Here is an 18908-nt window from a genome sequence, read left to right on the forward strand (position 1 = left end):
TTATCTAACTAGTAAACGACGAATCTGCTTAATCTTTGAGCTGAGACTACCATCCAATGTCTTATGATCTGCATGGACAATAACCCCACCTAAAATTTCCGGATCAACTTTAGCATGCAAAACAACTTCGTTTGCTTGGAAACGAGTTGCCAAATTAGCCTTCAACTGATCCTGTTGTTGTTTATCGAGTTGGATTGCAGTAACAACATCAGCATGAAGCCGCTTCTGATCGGCATCATAACGATGTTCAAACTCATCAACAATTGCGACCAAGCAATTAATGCGGCCGTAATCAAAAGTCATTTGGATCAGGTTCTGCACTAATGGTGAGAAATCCTTCTTTAATTCCGAAATTAATGACTTTTTCTCATCGAGCGACAACTGAACACCTGCAAGTGCAGATTCCAATCCCGCGTTGTCCTCAAAGATTTGGCGTAATGAGATCAATTCTTGATAAGTTTGATCGAGTGTGTTGTTTTCCTTCACTAACTCGAAAAGTGCCTTTGCATAACGCGTGGCAATTGTTTGCTTATCAAGACTCATGATCTACCAACCCTTCAATGTATGAGTCAATCAATTCTTTTTGATCGGCTTCATTCAATTCTTTGTGGATGAGTTTGGAAGCAATCTCAATAGATAGGTTTGCAACGTCATCCTTAGCACCATTTAGTGCATCGCGCCGGGCTTGTTCAGCATCTTGCTGAGCACGTTGCTTCAAAGCTTGGGCATCGTTTTGTGCACTTTCAATAATCTGGGCACGTTGAGTTTCACCAGACTTCTTTGCATTGTTAACAATGTCAGCAGCTTCTTGCTGAGAATTCTTCAGTTCAGCTTGACGTTGAGCAGCCATCTTTTCAGCGCTTTCGCGTGACTTAGCAGCATTGTCGATATCATTAGCGATCTTATCTGCACGTTTCTTCATCATGTCCGTGATTGGTTTCCAAGCAAAATGCTTAACCAATAACATCAGGATGATAAAGGTAACAATGTAGAAGACCAAGTCTCCAATGTATAAACTATTAGATTCAGCTAAAACACTATTCACAAACATCTATTGACACCTCCTTGCTTTGAATATTATCAAAAGCAACCAATTACTTGTTCATAACAAGGAAGCCGATAACAATAGCGATGATAGGCATGGCTTCAATCAAACCAACACCAATGAACATCGTAGCTTGTAATCTACTTTGTAATTCTGGTTGACGTGCGATACTGTCGACAGTGTGACCAATTAAGATACCATCACCAATACCACCACCGATAGCGGCACCTAATGCAGCGAGTCCTGCAGCAATTGCTCCTAATGCCATGTTAAAATTCCTCCTTAGAGATGATTATTATTCGGAAACCTTCCGAGAAATATAAACCGTCGTTAATGTTACAAATACATATGCCTGGATTGAACCAATAAAGACTGAGAATCCTTGCCAAAGTAATTCAAGCAGGAACCCTGGAACAATTGTCAGAGCACCGTGAGAGAATGCAACTCCAGCAACGAGCTTTAATAGCAATTCACCAGCAAAAATGTTACCAAATATCCGGAGACCCAGAGTTAAGAAGTTAGCTAGTTCCTCAATGATGTTAACAGGTAACATCAAAGCAAACGGCTTAACATACCCCTTCAAATAGCCGCCAAAACCTTTGTGGGCAATACCAGCAAAGTGTGCCAAAGTAATGACCATCAAAGAAAATGTCAACGTTACAACGGGATCTGCGGTTGGACTTCTAAGTACTTCAGCGTTATTCCAGCTGAGATTGAAAATCAGACCAAACTGGTTTGCAAAGAAAATAAAAACAAAGAGTACAAAAGCAAAGAAACTATAGTGCCCTGTTTCTTCAGCTGGCATTTGACTTCTCACAATCCCGTTTGTGAAATCAATCAACCATTCCAGAACGTTTTGCGCACCGGTAGGCTTCATTTGAATCTTACGGGACATCCCAAACAAGACAAAGAAGACAATTGCGTAGATAACTAGTCCAGAGATGATGTTGGTTGCGTTGAAAGTCAGGCCGAATAGCTTAAAAGTTAAAGCATCACCGCCCATTCATATTTCACCTCTTTCCTTATAACAATAATTTGGCTGTAAATTGGATGAACGTTGTATATATGAACGAACTAGCCCAAATTACAAATATTAATATATCATCATTTTAGGTAACATTCAAAAATTTTCATAAAAAGCTGAAGATGATTAAATCCCGTACCAACAATAAGTAAGAGCTTTCTCTCCTAATGAGAAAAATTTAAGAATATGGCGGATAAATGTCCTTTAAACAAGTAAAAGAGACCAGAATAAATCCAATCCCTTCCATACTTTATTTATTTTTTGCTTGATTTGCTAAGTCGCGTTCACTCCGCGCTTCTTGCGGTAATACCAGGTTCAGGATAATCCCTAAGACAGCTGCAACCGCCAATCCAGAGAACTGGTATTGTCCCAACTTCAAGTAGGCGTTCCCAATTCCAATAACTAGAATAGCCGAAGCAATCATCAGATTTCGTTTTTTATTAAAGTCAATTTGATCTTCAATCATTACCCGCAACCCACTTGAGGCAATTACCCCAAACAGCAGGAACGAAATTCCCCCGATAACAGGCATTGGAATAGTTTCAATCAGAGCACTTAGTTTACCGACAAAACTAAAGAAGATAGCGAACAATGCCGCTCCGGCGATAACATACACGGATTGGACCTTGGTAATCGCGATAACACCGATATTTTCACCGTATGAGGTAACTGGAGGGCCACCAACAAAACCAGCAATGATGGATGCCGTCCCATCACCTGCTAAAGTATGGTTCAACCCAGGATCCTTGAAAAAGTTCCGTTCGGTCAATTCGTTTAACACCATGATGTGGCCCAAGTGTTCCGTCATGGTAACAAACGCGATGGGCGCCATACTTAATATTGCACCCCAGTAGAATGAAGGATGGTAAGTTACAAATGGTACTTGGAATGCTGGTAGGCTAAACCAATGGGCCTTTTCCACTGGAGTAAAGTCCACGATGCCAAAGAGGCACGCAATAATATAGCCAAAAACAATGCCCATTAGAATCGGAATTAATCCCATAAAGCCTTTAAAGTACATATTAAAGGCAATGGTCAATAGCATCGTAATCATCGCTACTGCAAAGAACTTCAGATCATACTTGCCAGTAACGGAATTAATTGTGGCATCCTTAGCAGCAGTACTAGCTAATGAAAGACCAATAACAACCACAACCGGCCCAACGATAATTGGTGGCAGCACCTTATCAATCCAATCGGAACCAATCATGCTAACGATTAAGGAAACAATCAGGTAAACACAACCAACTGCAACGGTCCCTTGTGCAATCCCTGGATAACCGGTTGATTTCATCAGTGCCATCATTGGTACAACAAAAGAAAAACTAGATCCCATGTAAGCAGGAATCTTATGCTTAGTAATCAACAGGTACATTAACGTACCAACACCTGAAGAGAACAAAGCAATTCCTGGGTTTAATCCAACCAGAATTGGGACCAGTACGGTTGAACCAAACATGGAAAACATATGTTGAAGTGACAGGCCAAACCATTGACCGGCTTTTGGCCGTTCATCAACATCAAGGACAACATCATCACGATGAGCCATTTATCTTCCCTCCTAAAAATAAAAGCAACCTTTGCCCAGTGGACCAAAGTTGCTGTATCTCTTATATGGGAATATTAGACCGCACCTTTGAAGCCTCACTGGACCTTCATTAAAGGTTTAATTCAAATTATGAGTATACTACTTCTGTTTCGCCTGATTGTCAACTATTGCTCCTCGTCGCTTGGTCATTACCCAAGCGGTTATGGGCACCGTCAGTAACACCCCAATGAATGAAATCAGGACTTCAATTGCCTCCGCAACCAGAATTTTATTATTCATAATCATCCCAAATGAATAGTGTAGCCCCAAGAACCAAATAAAAAGGGAGAGAAATCCGCCAAAGAAACCGAAAAATAGGGTATTCAAAGTGGTCCCAATAATCTGTCGACCAATTGACATCCCTGAAGCCATTAAGCGGTGGTTATCAACGTCCGGGTAATTAATTAGAACTTCCGATAATCCAGCTGATACGGCCATTGCCGCCTCAGCAATGGCTCCCAAAATTGAAATGATGGTGGCCGTCACAGACACCTTCAAATAAGAAATACCAATTAAAATGGACATTCCCTCTAGGTCATCGCTATCCTCTTGACCAAACCCTTGAGCCATTGCCCAATGAGTAACAATCAGAATCAAGGCTAGCACTAGCATCATAACAATTAACGAAGCATAAAAGGCCGTCACGGTGGTCCGTAAATCGTCCTCACCCATAAAGATGGTGATCGCTAAAATAATAATACTCGTGGTTAGGGTAACAAACATGGGTGGTACATGAAAGTCAATTAGCACAATGGCAAAAAAGAGGAACCCAAAGTTCAACAGAAGACTCAGAAATGAACGCCATCCCTGCTTGCCACCGACTGCAACCATACAAACCATTAAGGTTAATCCTAAGGCAATTATCGAACTCATGCTGATTTCCTCCTTCCCAGTAATAATGCCCCTAGTGCAGAAACAACTGGCACCACAATCACAATCCCGATGCCACTAATTAAACTCTGAACCATGCCCAGACTCATGTTCATATCAAAAGTGTATCCCCACGAATTACCATTTTTCAGGAATAACAAGCTAGAAGTAAATGTGTCCGCCATAAAGATCAAGAACAGGACATTAACCAGCGGCCCCATAATTGATTTACCAACATTACGCCCGGACATGAAAAGCTGCCAACGACCAATCGCGGGGTTCAGCTGCTTCAATTCAAACAGAGTCGCAATAATATCACTAGATTCATCCATCACTGCTCCTAAGGAACCCAAGAGGATCTCCGCAATAAATAACGGACGCGGTACCTGAGTCACATATTGCATTGATTCGTAATATACACCCCGATGGTGGGTTAGTTCGAGAATAAAAAGTCCCACCATTATGGAAATAACAGTTCCGACAATAGTTGCCAGCAAGGTCGCCAACATTTTCTTATTGGGACCGAGTACTAACAGTAATGAAATAGCAGCAAAGGCTAACGCCAGGCTCCCAAACGTAAGTAATACATGGGCTCCCTGGTTGTCGAGGTCGATCACAATCGCTAGGATAAAGAGGATCCCATTGATAACAACAGAGAGTAAGGCAAACGCCCCTGAGGTTCCCATCAATACCAGCAAAAGGAGGACCACCATCCATAGGAGAAAGACAATCACGGTGTCACGCTTATATCCACTAGCGTTGGCCATTAATTGTCCCCGCTTATTGGCATGTAATTGTGAAAGAAAAATTTGATTGCCATGGTAAAATCGTTGGTCCATCGGCTGAGAATCGCTATAAGTGTTGCTAACTTTAGCCGTTTGTCCTTGATAATGACCATTCATTATCCGAACCGTCAATCGTTGGCTAGTTTGGTGGTCGATATTTTTAAACTGATCAGTCGTCCGATGTGATTGCCCATTATGAACTGTTATGACTTGCCCAATGGGTTGCCGGTAGAAGCGTTGATTGTTCATCGTAAAAATCATTGCTCCTATGCCCACAACCACAATAATAATTAACACCCACCATTTAGTGCGGGTCCATTTCCAGGACATTCATGGCACCTTCTTTAACAAAGTCTGTTTTCCATTCTACATTTAACCAGCAAAAATAAAAGGAAGCTTGCAAGATTTTTAAAAAATTGCAAGCTTCTCTAATTATTGTTGCTTAAGCCATTGGTCAACCAACTGTTCCACTTCAGGAGCTGTTTCACATTCCGTCACTGCACGCTGGTACAGTTGATGACAGGCTTCACTATCTAAATTACTCATCATTGAGCGCGTTCGTAAAATGGAAGATGCACTCATCGAATATTCGTCTAATCCCATGCCAATTAATAATGGCAAGGCACGACGATCACCAGCCATTTCTCCACACATTGCTACGCTTGTTTGATGATGGTGACCAGAAACGATAATATGATGGATTAACTTCAAAAATGGTGGATTCAATGGCTGATATAAGTATGATACTGACGTATTCCCCCGGTCAGCTGCAAAGCAGTACTGAATAAGGTCATTAGTTCCAATACTAAAGAAGTCCACTTCTTCGGCCAACCGTTCTGCATACAATGCTGCTAAGGGGACCTCTATCATAATTCCAATCTTAATCTGGTTCCCTAAGCCGGGCTGTTGCTTCTGAAGGTGTGATAACTCACTATGGTAGATCCGCTTTGCCTGTCGTAACTCATCTAAGGTAGTAATCATAGGGAACATGATGTTAATGGGCCCGTAAGCGGAAGCACGAATCAACGCCCGGAGTTGTTCCTTAAACATTTTTGGCCGGTTCAACGAGATCCGAATAGCCCGATAGCCCAAGAACGGATTCATTTCATGGGGGAGCGGCATGAATGTTAATGGCTTGTCACCACCAATATCAAGTGTCCGCACTGTCAAGGTCTTTCCTTGCAAGCCAGTAACGGCTGTCTTGTAGGCATTAAACTGTTCCTCTTCCGTTGGTAAATGTTCACTCTTCATATAAAGAAATTCGGTCCTGAAGAGGCCCACTTCATCCGCGCCATTTTGTAATACCGCTGGTAAGTCATTTGACGATCCAATATTAGCAGAAATCACAAATTGACGGCCGTCTTTGGTGACTGAGGGGGCGTTAACCAACTGTTGCCATTGGAGACGTTCAGCGGCAAAACGGTTGGCAATTGCCTGGTAATGATCAACTTCAGTGGTTGTCGGATTAGCAATGACCTCTCCAGTAAAGCCATTCATAATGACATCCTCATCATTGTGAACACGCTTGGTAATTCCAGGGCATCCGACGATGGCGGGAATACGCAGAGAGCGCGCCATGATGGCAGCATGGCTAGTCTTACCGCCAACTTCAGTGACAATTCCCTTAACATACTTAGCGTTCATCTGAGAAGTGTCGGAAGGACCAATCATGTGGGCTACTACAATCACAGGGTGATCCAAAGCTTGAAGGTTTGGTAGGGCCTTACCCTCCAGTTTTGCTAATACTTGATCGCGAATATTTGCAAAATCAGTCGCCCGCTCTTGCATATACTTGTTACCAGTCATGGCGGTAAATTCTCTAATTACTCGAGAAATGACTTCTTCAAAGGCAGTTTCTGCATTTATTCGTTGACTTCGTACCCGGGTTACTACTTGGTTAAACATTTCCGGATCATTAAGAATTTCAATATGCACGTCAAAAATTGCCAAGTCTTCCTTACCCATTCGTGACGATGCCTGTTTCTTTAAGCGGCTTAAATCATCCTGAACAGCTGCTAAAGCATCTTTAAACCGCTTAATCTCTGCCAAGGGATCACTGATCCGTTGCTTAGCAAAGCTTAAGTCCGGCTTGGTCATTAAATATACAGGGGCAATCCCAATTCCATCACTTGCCGCGGTTCCTTTTAAGTGCTTTGTCATAATCAAATTCCTTCCCGCTTAAATCTCATATAATACCTTATTCATTATAGTTGAACCGCTTCCAGATAACCAGTTTCACCCAAACAAAAAAGACCGAGGAATCCTCGATCTTTGAAATACTCAAAATAGATTAAATTACTTGGTACCAAAAAGTCGGTCCCCAGCATCGCCAAGGCCTGGCACAATGTAACCATCCTTGTTCAGGTGATCATCTAAGCCTGCGGCATAAAGATCAACATCTGGATATGCTTCACGAACGGCCTTCACACCCTCTGGAGCAGCAACCAGACAAGCAAACTTCATGTTCTTTTCAGAGCAGCCACGCTTCTTCAATGCTTCGATTGCCATCATTGCCGAGCCACCAGTAGCTAACATTGGGTCAACAATAAACAATTGCCGTTCTGTAATATCATTTGGCAACTTGACGAAGTATTCGTGAGGCTTTAGCGTTTCTTCGTCACGGTACATTCCAATAAAGCCAATCTTTGCGGCAGGAATCAAGTCAGTCATTCCGTCAACCATTCCCAGGCCCGCACGAAGAATTGGAATAATGGCAACTTTCTTACCAGCCAATTCTTTCTTCGTAGTCTTAGCAATTGGCGTTTCAATTTCAACATCCTTTAATGGCATATCACGCGCAACTTCATAAGCCATTAACGTTGAAATTTCCTTAACAGTTTCACGGAAAAACTTAGTACCAACATTCTTATCACGAATCATTGTTAATTTATGTTGAATCAGCGGATGATCAATAACTTCAAATTTACCCATGCCAAATACACTCCTTTGAATTTCTTATCCATTCTACCATATTACTAGGTACTAACAAGACTGTTTTTGCTAATTAATTGGATGCGCTTTAGTTAAGACTGTAGCTCGTTTAGAAACTGGTTGCTTAGCTTACCATCATTGTCCTCCATGACTCATCATCGGCCAAAACTCTGGTGATTCGTTTATCTCCCTTTTGCGGCACATGAAACTGTAAAAAAAGCGATTATTTCCCTAACAAATGTGCAAATAACCGCTTCCAACAATTTTCGATTTTATTTTACCATTCTACTATTTATTTTGCGCACCAAAATGTACCCCACCGGCTGATTTGTTCAACCGGTTCATATATGCGCGTCCAAGGTCCTTTGCCGGAAAAGCCTGAGCAACAATGGCTTTAACATTAGGCTGGTCATCAAACTGTCGCAAGCCATCAAATAACCGTGCGCTCGCATCCTGAACATTTTTACCTAATGAGAACTGAATCGCGTTCATCGGTAAACTGGCATGTTGAAGGATCCGTTCCTCAGCCATCATTCCCACGTCAAATGGTTGCTTACTAATCCAATCTACCACTCGTTGCCAATCAGTATCCTGGTCCACAATGTAAACTTGGGCATTAGGAGCGTAGTGTTTATATTTCATCCCTGGAGCTTTAGGAATTTCATTCTTACCAACATGGTGGTGATTAAGATCAATTGATCCAATCACATCTTCAATTTGGGCCTTAGTAACGGCACCTGGACGTAGAATCACTGGCTGGTCAGTCGACATATCCAGAACTGTTGATTCAACCCCAACCCGTGTTGGGCCATTATCAATAATTCCAGCGATTTTACCGTGAAGGTCATGGTAAACATGCTGGGCAGTGGTTGGACTTGGCTTCCCTGAAGTATTAGCAGATGGTCCAACAATTGGCACACCAGCCTTTTTAATTAAATCCAAGGTTGGTTGACAATCAGGGAAGCGAAAAGCAACCGTAGATAAACCACCAGTCACCGTCTTTGATAAAACATGGCGTTTGATTGGCAAAATAATGGTCAATGAGCCTGGCCAAAACTTTTTCATCAACTTTCGTGCATTATCAGGAATATTGGCTGCATACTTTTCCACCATTTCAACAGAGGCAACATGAACAATCAATGGATTATCACTTGGCCGCCCCTTGGCTAAATATACATTTTTAACAGCGGCCTCATTAGTTGCATCGGCTCCCAATCCATACACTGTTTCGGTCGGAAAAGCAACGAGGTGTCCTGCTTGGATTTCCTTCGCCGCTTGATCGATTTCATCTAAATGAAAAATCCGCGTATTCATTTTTTCTGGTTTCCTCCTGTGTTTAAAAAGTCCCATCCATGAATCATCCTCATCTTATTCGCCACATCGTGTCGTGGCACTATTTTTGCTCCAGGGTTCAATCTGTGAAAAAGAGCTTGAATCCTTTTTTCTTGGTCAAAACCCGTTTCACCAAATAACTCACCTTTTGGAGTAAGGTGACCTGCAATTTGCTCAAATAACCGCTGGTAAAAGCCGAGGCCATGCTCATCAGCATATAAGGCCAAGGCTGGTTCGTATTTCACCACTGCTGGATCCATTAATCCCTGGTCCGCCCGGTCAACGTAAGGGGGATTAGTCACAACTAGGTCAAACCTTCGATTAACTAAACCATCAAAAAGGTCGCTTTGCACGAGTTCCACTTGAGCTGATAATCGTTGTGCATTAAATTTTGCAACGTCCAATGCCGTATTAGAAATATCTGATAGGGTCACCTGCCATTGGGGACGTTCTAAAGCCAATGTAATTCCAATAACTCCACTACCAGTCCCAAGATCTAAAACCTGGAGTGGTCGGTCATCCTTTTGATCCAGCACCCACTCAACTAAATCTGCCGTTTCCGGTTCAGGAATCAAAACATGCGAATTGACTTGGAAAGTCCGTCCATAAAATGGTGCTTTACCAACAATATACTGTGCTGGTTCATTATTATTCAAACGGACCACTGCCTGCTGAAACCAATTCCATGCTTGCTCACTCATCTGTTCCCGTTGGTGAAGCAGAAAATGGGTATCATCCCAACCATACTTCATTTGAAGTAGGAAGTGCGGAGCATTGTAATCCAAATGCTGTGATCGCATTTGCTGTTCTGCCCACTTCAACGCAGCAAAAAATGTTGGTGGCTGATGATTATTCATTGCGCAGTTGTTCCAGTTTCTTGGTTTGGTCGGCCACGATCAACGCTTCAATGATTTCATCGAGGTCGCCGTCCATAATTTTGTCCAGTTTATTTAAGGTTAAGCCAATGCGGTGATCAGTTACCCGATTTTGTGGATAATTATATGTCCGAATCCGTTCAGAGCGGTCACCCGTCCCAATAGCATCCTTACGTTTCTTGTCATAGGCACTCTGTTCTTTTTGCTGGTAATAATCATAAACCCGTGATTTTAAAATCCGCATTGCTTTGGCACGGTTCTGTTGCTGTGACCGCTCATCCTGCATAGCCACTACAATTCCTGTTGGCAAGTGGGTCATCCGCACGGCTGAAGACGTTTTGTTAACGTGCTGACCACCAGCACCGCTAGACCGATAGACATCAACCCGGATATCCTTGGGGTCAATATCTACATCAACGTCTTCTGCTTCAGGCATCACTCCAACCGTTGCTGTCGACGTGTGCACCCGTCCTTGTGATTCAGTAACCGGCACCCGTTGAACACGGTGCGCACCATTTTCAAACTTCAGCTTAGAGTACACCTTATCACCGGTAATCATCAATGCAATTTCCTTAAAGCCACCAACTTCGGTTTCGTTTTTATCAACAACTTCCACCTTCCAACCTTGCTTTTCTGCATAGTGCAGATACATGTTGTACAAGTCAGCAGCGAACAGACTCGCTTCATCCCCGCCGGCGGCTCCACGGATTTCCATGATGATGTTCTTATCATCATTCGGGTCCTTAGGGATTAACAGAATCTCTAATTCTTTTTCGAGCTTGGCCTGCTGGTCCTTCATCGATGATAATTCGTCCTTCGTCAAGGCCGTCATATCAGGATCATCCGTTTCACGAAGAAGTTCCTCATCATCACTGATTGTCTGAGTCACTTTTTTGTACTGGTTATACTTTTCAACGGTCTCCCGCAAGCTACCTTCTTCTTTGGAAAGTTTAGTAAACCGCTGTGAGTCAGCGATGACTGCTGGATCTGAAATTAACTCATTTAACTCATCATAACGGTCGGCAACTGCTTGAAGTTTATCAAAAATTTCTTGCATTTCCATGGTATTGCTTACTCCTCTGTATGATTTAATTTTGGATGAAAATAATGATAACGACAAACGGGGTAGTACATTTCATTTCCCCCAATTTGCACTTGTTCGCCCTCATAAACTGGTTTGCCATTGTGGATGCGCAAGTTCATCGTTGCTTTACGGGCACAAAACCAACAAATAGTTTTCATCTCTTCAATCTTATCGGCGTAAATTAGTAAATATTTAGAACCTTCAAAGAGCTCATTCTTAAAGTCATTCTTGAGGCCAAAAGTCATCACCGGAATATGAAGTTCATCTACAATTTTAATAAGCTCAAGAACATGATGGCGTTCCAAGAATTGCGCCTCATCAATCAGCACACAGTAAATTTTTTTATGCATCTGACGAACATAGTCATAAATATTGGTTTCCGACATTACTGGCTGTACTCGTCGTTTTAATCCAATCCGACTAGCAATAATCCCGCGCCCAGAACGATCATCGACGGCACTGGTCATTAACACTACTGGTTTCCCCTGTTCTTCGTAGTTATGAGCGACTTTTAAAATATCAATCGATTTTCCAGAATTCATGGCGCCATATTTAAAAAATAACTGTGCCAACGTTGATACGCTCCTTTTTTATCCAATATCTTTACTATTATAGCCAATAATAAGGGGCATTTAAATAGTAACCCAAACTGACTACTTGCTAAAATCAGGTCAAATACTTTTCTTTTCAGACCATAAAGCTTAAAATTAACGGGTACTAAATTAGGAAAGGATTCTGCCAATATGTCATTACGCAGTGCGTTTGCAGAAGCTGCCGGACGATCGTCTTACTGGTTCCTGCATACTTTTAGAAATGGTGGTAGCTCTTTACCAGGCAAGTTAACACTGAAACTCGATCCTAACATTCTCCAGGCATTCAGCAAAAAGTATGACCTGGTAATTGTCACTGGTACTAATGGGAAAACCCTAACCACAGCTTTAAGTGTGCGGGTTTTACGTGAAAAATATGATCAGGTACTGACTAACCCCACCGGTTCCAACATGGAACAAGGGATCGTCACTACCTTCATTACAGCACCACGACCAAAGAAGAAGGGCCTAGCGGTTCTTGAAGTTGATGAGGCAAATGTGGTCAAGGTTACAAAATATATCACCCCGATTGCATTTATCTTCACTAACATTTTCCGTGATCAGATGGATCGCTATGGTGAAATTTACACAACTTATCAGAAAATTCTTAATGGAGTTAAACTGGCACCTAAAGCAACTATTATTGCCAATGGTGATGAACAACTATTCAATGGGCATCATCTACCCAACCCAATTATTTATTACGGATTCAATCACGAACATAAGGAAGCCTTTGATGCACCAGCTAACACTGATGGTCTCCTCTGTCCGAAGTGTCAACACATTTTACGTTACCACATGCGGACATACGCTAATTTAGGGGATTACTTCTGTCCAAACTGTGGTTTCAAGCGACCAAAGCTCACCTATGCTGTTACCAAAATTGATAACTTAACGCCAACTAGTTCCACCTTTGAAATGGATGGTGAAACCTACCGGATCGGTATTGGCGGCTTGTACAACATTTATAACGCTTTAGCAGCTTACGCACTCGGCCGCTTTCTGGGTGTAAGTCAGGCGCAGATTAAAGATGCCTTTGAATCAGATGAACGGGTCTTCGGTCGCCAAGAAGTTATCCACATTGGCGATAAAGAAGTGACCCTTATCCTGGTCAAAAACCCAGTAGGGCTGAACCAAGTTTTGGACATGATCGAAACCGACCCCCAGCCATTCAGTTTCACCTTCTTATTAAATGCTAATTACGCTGATGGGATTGACACGTCGTGGATCTGGGATGGCAATTTTGAGAAACTTGTTCAGCATCAAATTCCCCAGTACATGACTGGTGGCGAACGGTACAAAGATATTACAACTCGCCTAACAATGGCTGGCGTTCAAAAAATGTGGCATGAGCCTGATCTGACGAAGGTCATTGCCAAAATTAAGCAGATGCCGACTAAACATGTTTATATTTTGGCAACCTATACCGCAGTGCTCCAATTACGTAAGCAACTTGCTGAGGGCGGCTATATCAAAGGAGGGATGGACTAATGGCAAAATACCATTTACGATTGGCACACCTCTATGGCAACCTGTTAAACACCTATAGCGACCTAGGCAATATCATTGCGTTACGGTACTATGGCAAACAAATGGATGCCGATATCGCCGTTGATGTCATTAGCATTAATGAACAGTTTGATCCTGATAAATATGACATTGCATTATTCGGTGGGGGTCAAGACTATGAACAACTGGTTGTTTCTAAGGATCTTCCAAACAAGAAGGCTGCTTTCCAGAAGTTTATCGATGATGGCAAGCCCCTCCTAGCCATTTGTGGTGGCTACCAGCTCCTTGGTAAATACTACATTGGTGCACAGGGTGAAAAGATTCCCGGGCTGGGGATCTTACCCCACTACACACTGAGCCAAGACCATAATCGCTTCATCGGCAACATCACCATTAAAAACGAAAGTAATGGCCAACTTTATCACGGCTTTGAAAACCATAACGGAATGACCTTTTTAGGAAAAGGGGAACGGCCGTTGGGTAAAGTTGTATCTGGTCATGGTAATAATGGTCAAGATCAAACGGAAGGGGCTATTTGGAAGGAAACATACTGCTCATACTTCCATGGACCGATCCTGACCCGCAATGGTGAAATTGCCAAGCACTTACTACTGACTGCACTTCACCATAAATACCTTGAAGCTGACCTTTCACAGGCCGAGAATTTAGTAATCAAACCAACTTTCTAGATATTACAAAAGGCTGAACGGAAATTCCGTTCAGCCTTTTTTGAATAGCTGTTGATTGATGAACTCGATTTTACAACTTAATTAGCTAATAGTAATAGTACCGTTAGCAACTAACCAAATAGCTACGATACTCAAAACAAGAATCAAAACCATTACGCACTTTTCAGCAGTCGTCATCTTGTGGTTGTTTTCCCGACAAGCAAGGTAGTAAATGATGAATCCAGGGATGAAACTGATGGAAACAAGCAATACTTCTTGCCAACCAGCTAAGAACATGCATGCGAACATGAATGCAGCGGAAAGCAGACCAATTGTGAATTGACCCCATTCCTTGTTTTCTGAACTGTACTTCATTTGGTAAAGACCAACGAACAAGTATGAGAACAAGATAGCAGCAGAACAAAGTGAGTAAGCAAATTCATATGCTTTTTCAGTGAATAACAGTGAGAACAGGAAGATCGTTTGGAGAACAGCAGTAATCATTAAGGATGCCGTAGGAGCGTTCTTAGCGTTTACCCGACCCCAAATTTCAGGCATTGCCTTGTCCTCAGCAACTAACATTGTGGTTTCAGCTGGCAGCATCGTCCATGATAACCAAGAAACAATGGTTGAAATAATTAAACCAACGTTGATTAAGACAGAACCCCAGGTACCAACAGTAGCCTTAAGAACATGACCAATAGCAGGTTGCCCCATGGAAGCCAATTGAGCCCGGTCAAGTGTACCGTAAGGCAGGATGGAAATCAGGACATAGATAACAACCAAGATTACGAAGGCTAAGATGGAAGCTTCTTGAGCAGCAGAACGTGACTTAGCACGGTGAGCCATAACAGAAGCCCCTTCAACACCGATAAAGACCCAAATCAGAGTCATCAAAGTACCTTGCATTTGTGACCAAACAGAACCAGTCGTGGTTCCCTTAGAAGCATTGTTAGCTACCCGGCCCCAGAAGTCAGCAGTAAACATACCGGCCTTGAAGCAAACAATCATAATAACGATGAAGATAATCAAAGGTAAGACCTTGCAGATCGTCCCAATCATGTTAACAAAGGAAGCAGATTCCACACCATTGTTAACTAAGATGGTCAGCAACCAGCAGAAAATAATTGCTACGATGATTGATGGTAAGTTCTGACCACCCTTAAAGGTTGGGAAGAAAGTCCCGATTGAACTCATTAACATGGTAGCAAAAGCAATGTTACCAAGCCATGCAGATAACCAGTAGGACCAACCAGAAATAAATTCACCCATTGGTCCAAAACCGGCACCAGCATAAGAGAAAATGCCGGCAGTTAAGTCTGGTCGTTTTTCAGACAAATTGTTCAATGAAAGAACAAGCATTAAGAATCCGATACCAACGAAGACCCATGCTAACAGAGCTGGACCTGGAGCGGCAGCGGCTGAAACATCACTGGTAATTCCAAAAATACCAGTACCAATACAGGAACTAACGATGAGGGCAATTAATTCGCCCTTACCAATTCCCTTCTTTTCGTTTTCCATTTATACCCCTCATTTCTATTAAAGATGTGAGTTCATGTGCTCAACAATTAAATTGTAAATCACCTGTGCATCATCATTGCTCTTGCTAATAATGATTAGAGTATCATTGCCCGCTAAAGTCCCTACAACCTCTGGAATATCCAGTTCATCGAACATTCCCCCAAGGATCGTTGCGTAACTAGAGTTCAATGCTGTTTTGACCACGTTCATAAATTGAACGGTTTCGATGGTCCGCACATTGTCACGAATTCCAGCATACAGGCGACTAAAATCATGCTCAGGAGTTAATTGTAACTGAACATAGTAGGTTCGCCCCTCACCATCATTAGCTTTCACAATATTGAGTGCGTGAATATCTCGCGAAATTGTCGCCTGCGTGGTTTCAACGCCATGTTGGTTAAGTAATGCCAGCAGCTCATCTTGAGTTTCAATTTTATGATCACTAACCAACTGTTCGATCATTTTTCGCCGCGCTGTTCGATTCATTCACTTCATCCCCAATCAACAACTTAACAGCCTAATTATACAATAAAAGCAGCAGATTAACGTAAAGTGAATTAAAATTCACCTGGTACGAATAATTTGCTGCTTCTATTTAGAAAATATTATTTAGTCAGATCTTCACGTACAATTGGGCAAGACATGCAACGTGGACCACCACGACCACGTGATAATTCGCTTGAACGAACCTCATGAACGAGAATTCCGTGCTTCCGCAGCAAGTCATTTGATACATAGTTCCGGTCGTAAGTTACAACCTCACCTGGAGCAATTGTCAAAGTGTTGGAACCATCATTCCATTGTTCACGTGGAGCAACGATTGGGTCACCGTTACCAGTTGGAATCAAGTCAATTTCAGGCTTGTCCAATACTTCTTCCAGAACCTTTTGAAGGTCAGTACGGTGTTGAATTTCGATTTCGCCATCCTTACCTGGGTGGAGAATGTAGGTATCAATCTTACCGCCATCTAAGATTTGTGGATGAACAGTGAATTGATCGTAGTTGATCATTGTGAAGACAGTATCCAAGTGCATCATAGCATGGTTGTGTGGAATATGAATAGCAACAACCGTGTCGTAATTTGAATCCTTGAACAGGTTCCGAGCAATGTCCATAATAGCATCGGCGGAAGTCCGCTGAGAGATACCAATAGCAAAGACATGGTCAGAAAGTACTAATTCGTCCCCACCTTCGATACGAGTATCGTGGTAACGATCACGCCATACATGAACACCCTTGTTAGCAAAACGTGGGTTGTGCTTAATGATGTATTCAGTAAATAGTGATTCACGTTGACGAGCCTTGAAAGTCATGTGGTTAATCGTGATACCTTCACCGATTGAAGCTTGTGGGTCACGAGTAAAGTAGGCGTTTGGCATTGGATCCATAAAGAATGGGTAATCAGCATCTTCAGCCATTTCAGCAAGTGAAACGAACTTAGTCTGAATTTCATCTTTACGAACACCAGCAATAATCTTATCAACCATTGCTTGGGTATCCATACTCAGTAAGTATTCCTTCAAAGCGTCGTGAACAGCACCAGCAGCGTGGCCGGATTCTGCCAACATCTTTTCAAGGAATTCATTCTTTACTTGGTCATCTGCTAATGCTTCAGCAGCCAACTTAGCAAAGTAAAGGACTTCAACCCCGTTGTCCCGTAATGTCTTAGCAAAGAAATCATGTTCTTCTTGTGCAATTGGCAGGTATGGGATGTCATCAACCAGCATACGGTGAAGAATGTCAGGGTAGACATTTTCGATTTCGTGTCCTGGACGGTGCAGCATAACTGTCTTAAGCTTTCCAATTTCAGATGTTACGTGAATTGGGCTTTGCATATACACTCACTCCTTTGTGTGCTTTCATTTGATTACAAGTACATCATACAGATTTATGAAAACGTTGTCAAACACTTTATTAACGGGAGTTTGTGTACTTTAGACCAGTTATGAATGAACGGTCAATTTATTCAATCTAATATACATTATTCACCAGCTTTGGGTATATTATTCGTTACTAATTGAATAAAAATTGAACAAATTTTTCACAATCTTTTTTGCTGATTTTCACGCAAATAAGTAGCAAAAATATGGTCACGGGCATCTAAGAATGCTTGATTCTTCGCACTCGGATGAACACGATTTGTAAGAACAACCATCCCCGTATCTTGCTGCCGATCCAGAATTATCCAGGTCCCAGTGAAGCCAGTATGAGAGATCAAAATATGTCCATCCACCGGTGAATGCAATAATTTCCAGCCCAAAGAACGACTGTGGTGACCAGGAATTAATGTTTGGTCAGTAAACAACATATCAATTAGCGAAGCACTTAGTTGCCCATTCATTTGTCGCTCAATCAAGCTTCGGCCGAATGTTTCAAGATCAGCTAATGTCGAAAACAAGCCAGCACAACCACAATCATCGCCTAGAATATACCCCTTCGGATCATGGGATTGTCCACGAATGACCCCACGGACCGCTTGCTTTTCTGTTGGTACGGCATTCACAGCTGATGGATGATAGCTAGTATCTGCCATTCCCAGTGGTTGGGTGACTAATTCCCGGATAGCATGAGCAACCGATTCTCCCGTTACCTGTTCAATGATCCAACCCAACAATAAAAAGTTGACATCCGCATATCGAATCTGCCGGTTAAAACTATCGTCAACCCGCTGGGTAGTAATGAAAGCCCGTTTTAGTTCTTGAGGACCTAATTGATTGCGATGAGGAATATAACCATGAAGACCTGATGTATGCGTTAATAGGTTGCGAACGGTTGGCCGAGAATCAGTAAACTCAGGCAAAAAACGAGTGACCGGATCATCAAGGCTGACCAATCGCCGTTGCATTAATTGTTGGATTACCGGTACCGTACCCACAACCTTTGTCAGTGATGCCAGATCATACTGCATTCCTGAACGGAGAGGTTCTTCTTCCGGCAACCACGCCGCCTCTCCCATCACTTTGCGAATGGTCTGCTCTCCATCAAATAAGCAATATGAAATTCCCGGAACAATGTGTTGATGAACTAAATTAACTAATAATTGTTGTGTTTTGGGATACTGATTCATATTCACCTTTCCTTTA

General features: G+C 42.3%; 19 protein-coding genes. 2 read left to right on the forward strand and 17 right to left on the reverse strand.

All coding sequences use genetic code 11. The annotated features are described in order from the left end of the window. The 13 genes from atpH to FD27_RS00945 all read right to left on the reverse strand — a co-directional run bounded on the left by atpH (position 1) and on the right by FD27_RS00945 (position 12106). Complete coding sequence (gene atpH / locus FD27_RS00885; RefSeq protein WP_057748109.1) at positions 1-543, reverse strand: ATP synthase F1 subunit delta; 543 nt, start codon at positions 541-543, stop codon at positions 1-3. Next, the gene (gene atpF, locus FD27_RS00890; RefSeq protein WP_057748113.1) at positions 533-1051 is read right to left on the reverse strand and encodes a F0F1 ATP synthase subunit B; all 519 of its coding nucleotides are present in this window, start codon (positions 1049-1051) and stop codon (positions 533-535) included. Before atpF ends, atpH begins: the two co-directional genes overlap by 11 nt. A 43-nt stretch (positions 1052-1094) precedes the next feature. After that, complete coding sequence (gene atpE, locus FD27_RS00895) at positions 1095-1313, reverse strand: F0F1 ATP synthase subunit C (RefSeq protein WP_057748116.1); 219 nt, start codon at positions 1311-1313, stop codon at positions 1095-1097. 27 nt (positions 1314-1340) lie between these two features. Next, positions 1341-2048, reverse strand: coding sequence for a F0F1 ATP synthase subunit A (gene atpB / locus FD27_RS00900; protein WP_057748120.1), 708 nt, complete (start codon positions 2046-2048; stop codon positions 1341-1343). Between the two features lie 271 nt (positions 2049-2319). Further along, the gene (locus FD27_RS00905; protein ID WP_057748123.1) at positions 2320-3618 is read right to left on the reverse strand and encodes a solute carrier family 23 protein; all 1299 of its coding nucleotides are present in this window, start codon (positions 3616-3618) and stop codon (positions 2320-2322) included. A gap of 138 nt (positions 3619-3756) precedes the next feature. Beyond that, positions 3757-4530, reverse strand: coding sequence for a YibE/F family protein (locus tag FD27_RS00910; RefSeq protein ID WP_057748126.1), 774 nt, complete (start codon positions 4528-4530; stop codon positions 3757-3759). Further along, a complete protein-coding gene (locus FD27_RS00915; protein WP_057748129.1) occupies positions 4527-5642 on the reverse strand; it encodes a YibE/F family protein in 1116 nt (371 codons plus the stop codon). The genes FD27_RS00910 and FD27_RS00915 overlap by 4 nt, the downstream gene beginning before the upstream one ends. 102 nt (positions 5643-5744) lie before the next feature. Continuing rightward, positions 5745-7472 carry a phosphoenolpyruvate--protein phosphotransferase gene (gene ptsP, locus FD27_RS00920; protein WP_057748133.1) on the reverse strand — a complete coding sequence of 576 codons (1728 nt, stop codon included), beginning with the start codon at positions 7470-7472 and terminating at the stop codon, positions 5745-5747. 135 nt (positions 7473-7607) lie between these two features. Further along, the gene (upp, locus tag FD27_RS00925) at positions 7608-8243 is read right to left on the reverse strand and encodes a uracil phosphoribosyltransferase (protein ID WP_057748136.1); all 636 of its coding nucleotides are present in this window, start codon (positions 8241-8243) and stop codon (positions 7608-7610) included. A gap of 288 nt (positions 8244-8531) precedes the next feature. Continuing rightward, positions 8532-9557 (reverse strand): L-threonylcarbamoyladenylate synthase, encoded by a 1026-nt coding sequence (locus tag FD27_RS00930; protein ID WP_057748138.1) that lies wholly within the window; start codon positions 9555-9557, stop codon positions 8532-8534. Next, positions 9554-10432, reverse strand: coding sequence for a peptide chain release factor N(5)-glutamine methyltransferase (prmC, locus tag FD27_RS00935; RefSeq protein ID WP_057748142.1), 879 nt, complete (start codon positions 10430-10432; stop codon positions 9554-9556). The genes FD27_RS00930 and prmC overlap by 4 nt, the downstream gene beginning before the upstream one ends. Continuing rightward, positions 10425-11507 carry a peptide chain release factor 1 gene (prfA, locus tag FD27_RS00940; RefSeq protein ID WP_181578049.1) on the reverse strand — a complete coding sequence of 361 codons (1083 nt, stop codon included), beginning with the start codon at positions 11505-11507 and terminating at the stop codon, positions 10425-10427. The genes prmC and prfA overlap by 8 nt, the downstream gene beginning before the upstream one ends. A 14-nt stretch (positions 11508-11521) precedes the next feature. Then, positions 11522-12106, reverse strand: a complete 585-nt coding sequence (locus FD27_RS00945) for a thymidine kinase (protein WP_057748147.1) — start codon at positions 12104-12106, stop codon at positions 11522-11524. A 171-nt stretch (positions 12107-12277) separates the two neighbouring features. On the opposite strand from FD27_RS00945, the gene FD27_RS00950 reads away from it, so the two are divergent. Together FD27_RS00950 and FD27_RS00955 are read left to right on the forward strand one after the other, a co-directional pair. Then, the gene (locus FD27_RS00950; protein WP_057748150.1) at positions 12278-13615 is read left to right on the forward strand and encodes a Mur ligase family protein; all 1338 of its coding nucleotides are present in this window, start codon (positions 12278-12280) and stop codon (positions 13613-13615) included. After that, positions 13615-14322: a type 1 glutamine amidotransferase gene (locus FD27_RS00955; RefSeq protein WP_057748153.1), complete on the forward strand. Its 708-nt coding sequence runs from the start codon at positions 13615-13617 to the stop codon at positions 14320-14322. Before FD27_RS00950 ends, FD27_RS00955 begins: the two co-directional genes overlap by 1 nt. An 81-nt stretch (positions 14323-14403) precedes the next feature. Here FD27_RS00955 and FD27_RS00960 read toward each other — a convergent pair whose 3' ends face one another. The 4 genes from FD27_RS00960 to FD27_RS00975 form a co-directional block, all read right to left on the reverse strand. Continuing rightward, complete coding sequence (locus tag FD27_RS00960; protein ID WP_057748156.1) at positions 14404-15825, reverse strand: basic amino acid/polyamine antiporter; 1422 nt, start codon at positions 15823-15825, stop codon at positions 14404-14406. 18 nt (positions 15826-15843) lie between these two features. Further along, on the reverse strand, positions 15844-16311 hold the full coding sequence (locus FD27_RS00965) for an arginine repressor (protein ID WP_057748160.1): 468 nt from the start codon (positions 16309-16311) through the stop codon (positions 15844-15846). A 119-nt stretch (positions 16312-16430) separates the two neighbouring features. Beyond that, complete coding sequence (gene arcA / locus FD27_RS00970; protein ID WP_057748163.1) at positions 16431-17660, reverse strand: arginine deiminase; 1230 nt, start codon at positions 17658-17660, stop codon at positions 16431-16433. A gap of 206 nt (positions 17661-17866) precedes the next feature. After that, entirely contained in the window at positions 17867-18892 is a 1026-nt protein-coding gene (locus FD27_RS00975; protein ID WP_057748165.1) for a serine hydrolase domain-containing protein, read from the reverse strand. Positions 18893-18908: the final 16 nt, after the last annotated feature.

This window comes from Limosilactobacillus frumenti DSM 13145 (genome assembly GCF_001436045.1).
Taxonomy (GTDB): domain Bacteria; phylum Bacillota; class Bacilli; order Lactobacillales; family Lactobacillaceae; genus Limosilactobacillus; species Limosilactobacillus frumenti.

What these genes read in the sequence shown, in the direction of transcription:
- atpH (WP_057748109.1), bottom strand. Translation starts at nt 543, where the DNA reads ATGAGTCTTGATAAGCAAACAATTGCCACGCGTTATGCAAAGGCACTT.
- atpF (WP_057748113.1), bottom strand. Translation starts at nt 1,051, where the DNA reads ATGTTTGTGAATAGTGTTTTAGCTGAATCTAATAGTTTATACATTGGA.
- atpE (WP_057748116.1), bottom strand. Translation starts at nt 1,313, where the DNA reads ATGGCATTAGGAGCAATTGCTGCAGGACTCGCTGCATTAGGTGCCGCT.
- atpB (WP_057748120.1), bottom strand. Translation starts at nt 2,048, where the DNA reads ATGGGCGGTGATGCTTTAACTTTTAAGCTATTCGGCCTGACTTTCAAC.
- FD27_RS00905 (WP_057748123.1), bottom strand. Translation starts at nt 3,618, where the DNA reads ATGGCTCATCGTGATGATGTTGTCCTTGATGTTGATGAACGGCCAAAA.
- FD27_RS00910 (WP_057748126.1), bottom strand. Translation starts at nt 4,530, where the DNA reads ATGAGTTCGATAATTGCCTTAGGATTAACCTTAATGGTTTGTATGGTT.
- FD27_RS00915 (WP_057748129.1), bottom strand. Translation starts at nt 5,642, where the DNA reads ATGTCCTGGAAATGGACCCGCACTAAATGGTGGGTGTTAATTATTATT.
- ptsP (WP_057748133.1), bottom strand. Translation starts at nt 7,472, where the DNA reads ATGACAAAGCACTTAAAAGGAACCGCGGCAAGTGATGGAATTGGGATT.
- upp (WP_057748136.1), bottom strand. Translation starts at nt 8,243, where the DNA reads ATGGGTAAATTTGAAGTTATTGATCATCCGCTGATTCAACATAAATTA.
- FD27_RS00930 (WP_057748138.1), bottom strand. Translation starts at nt 9,557, where the DNA reads ATGAATACGCGGATTTTTCATTTAGATGAAATCGATCAAGCGGCGAAG.
- prmC (WP_057748142.1), bottom strand. Translation starts at nt 10,432, where the DNA reads ATGAATAATCATCAGCCACCAACATTTTTTGCTGCGTTGAAGTGGGCA.
- prfA (WP_181578049.1), bottom strand. Translation starts at nt 11,507, where the DNA reads ATGCAAGAAATTTTTGATAAACTTCAAGCAGTTGCCGACCGTTATGAT.
- FD27_RS00950 (WP_057748150.1), top strand. Translation starts at nt 12,278, where the DNA reads ATGTCATTACGCAGTGCGTTTGCAGAAGCTGCCGGACGATCGTCTTAC.
- FD27_RS00955 (WP_057748153.1), top strand. Translation starts at nt 13,615, where the DNA reads ATGGCAAAATACCATTTACGATTGGCACACCTCTATGGCAACCTGTTA.
- FD27_RS00960 (WP_057748156.1), bottom strand. Translation starts at nt 15,825, where the DNA reads ATGGAAAACGAAAAGAAGGGAATTGGTAAGGGCGAATTAATTGCCCTC.
- FD27_RS00965 (WP_057748160.1), bottom strand. Translation starts at nt 16,311, where the DNA reads ATGAATCGAACAGCGCGGCGAAAAATGATCGAACAGTTGGTTAGTGAT.
- arcA (WP_057748163.1), bottom strand. Translation starts at nt 17,660, where the DNA reads ATGCAAAGCCCAATTCACGTAACATCTGAAATTGGAAAGCTTAAGACA.
- FD27_RS00975 (WP_057748165.1), bottom strand. Translation starts at nt 18,892, where the DNA reads ATGAATCAGTATCCCAAAACACAACAATTATTAGTTAATTTAGTTCAT.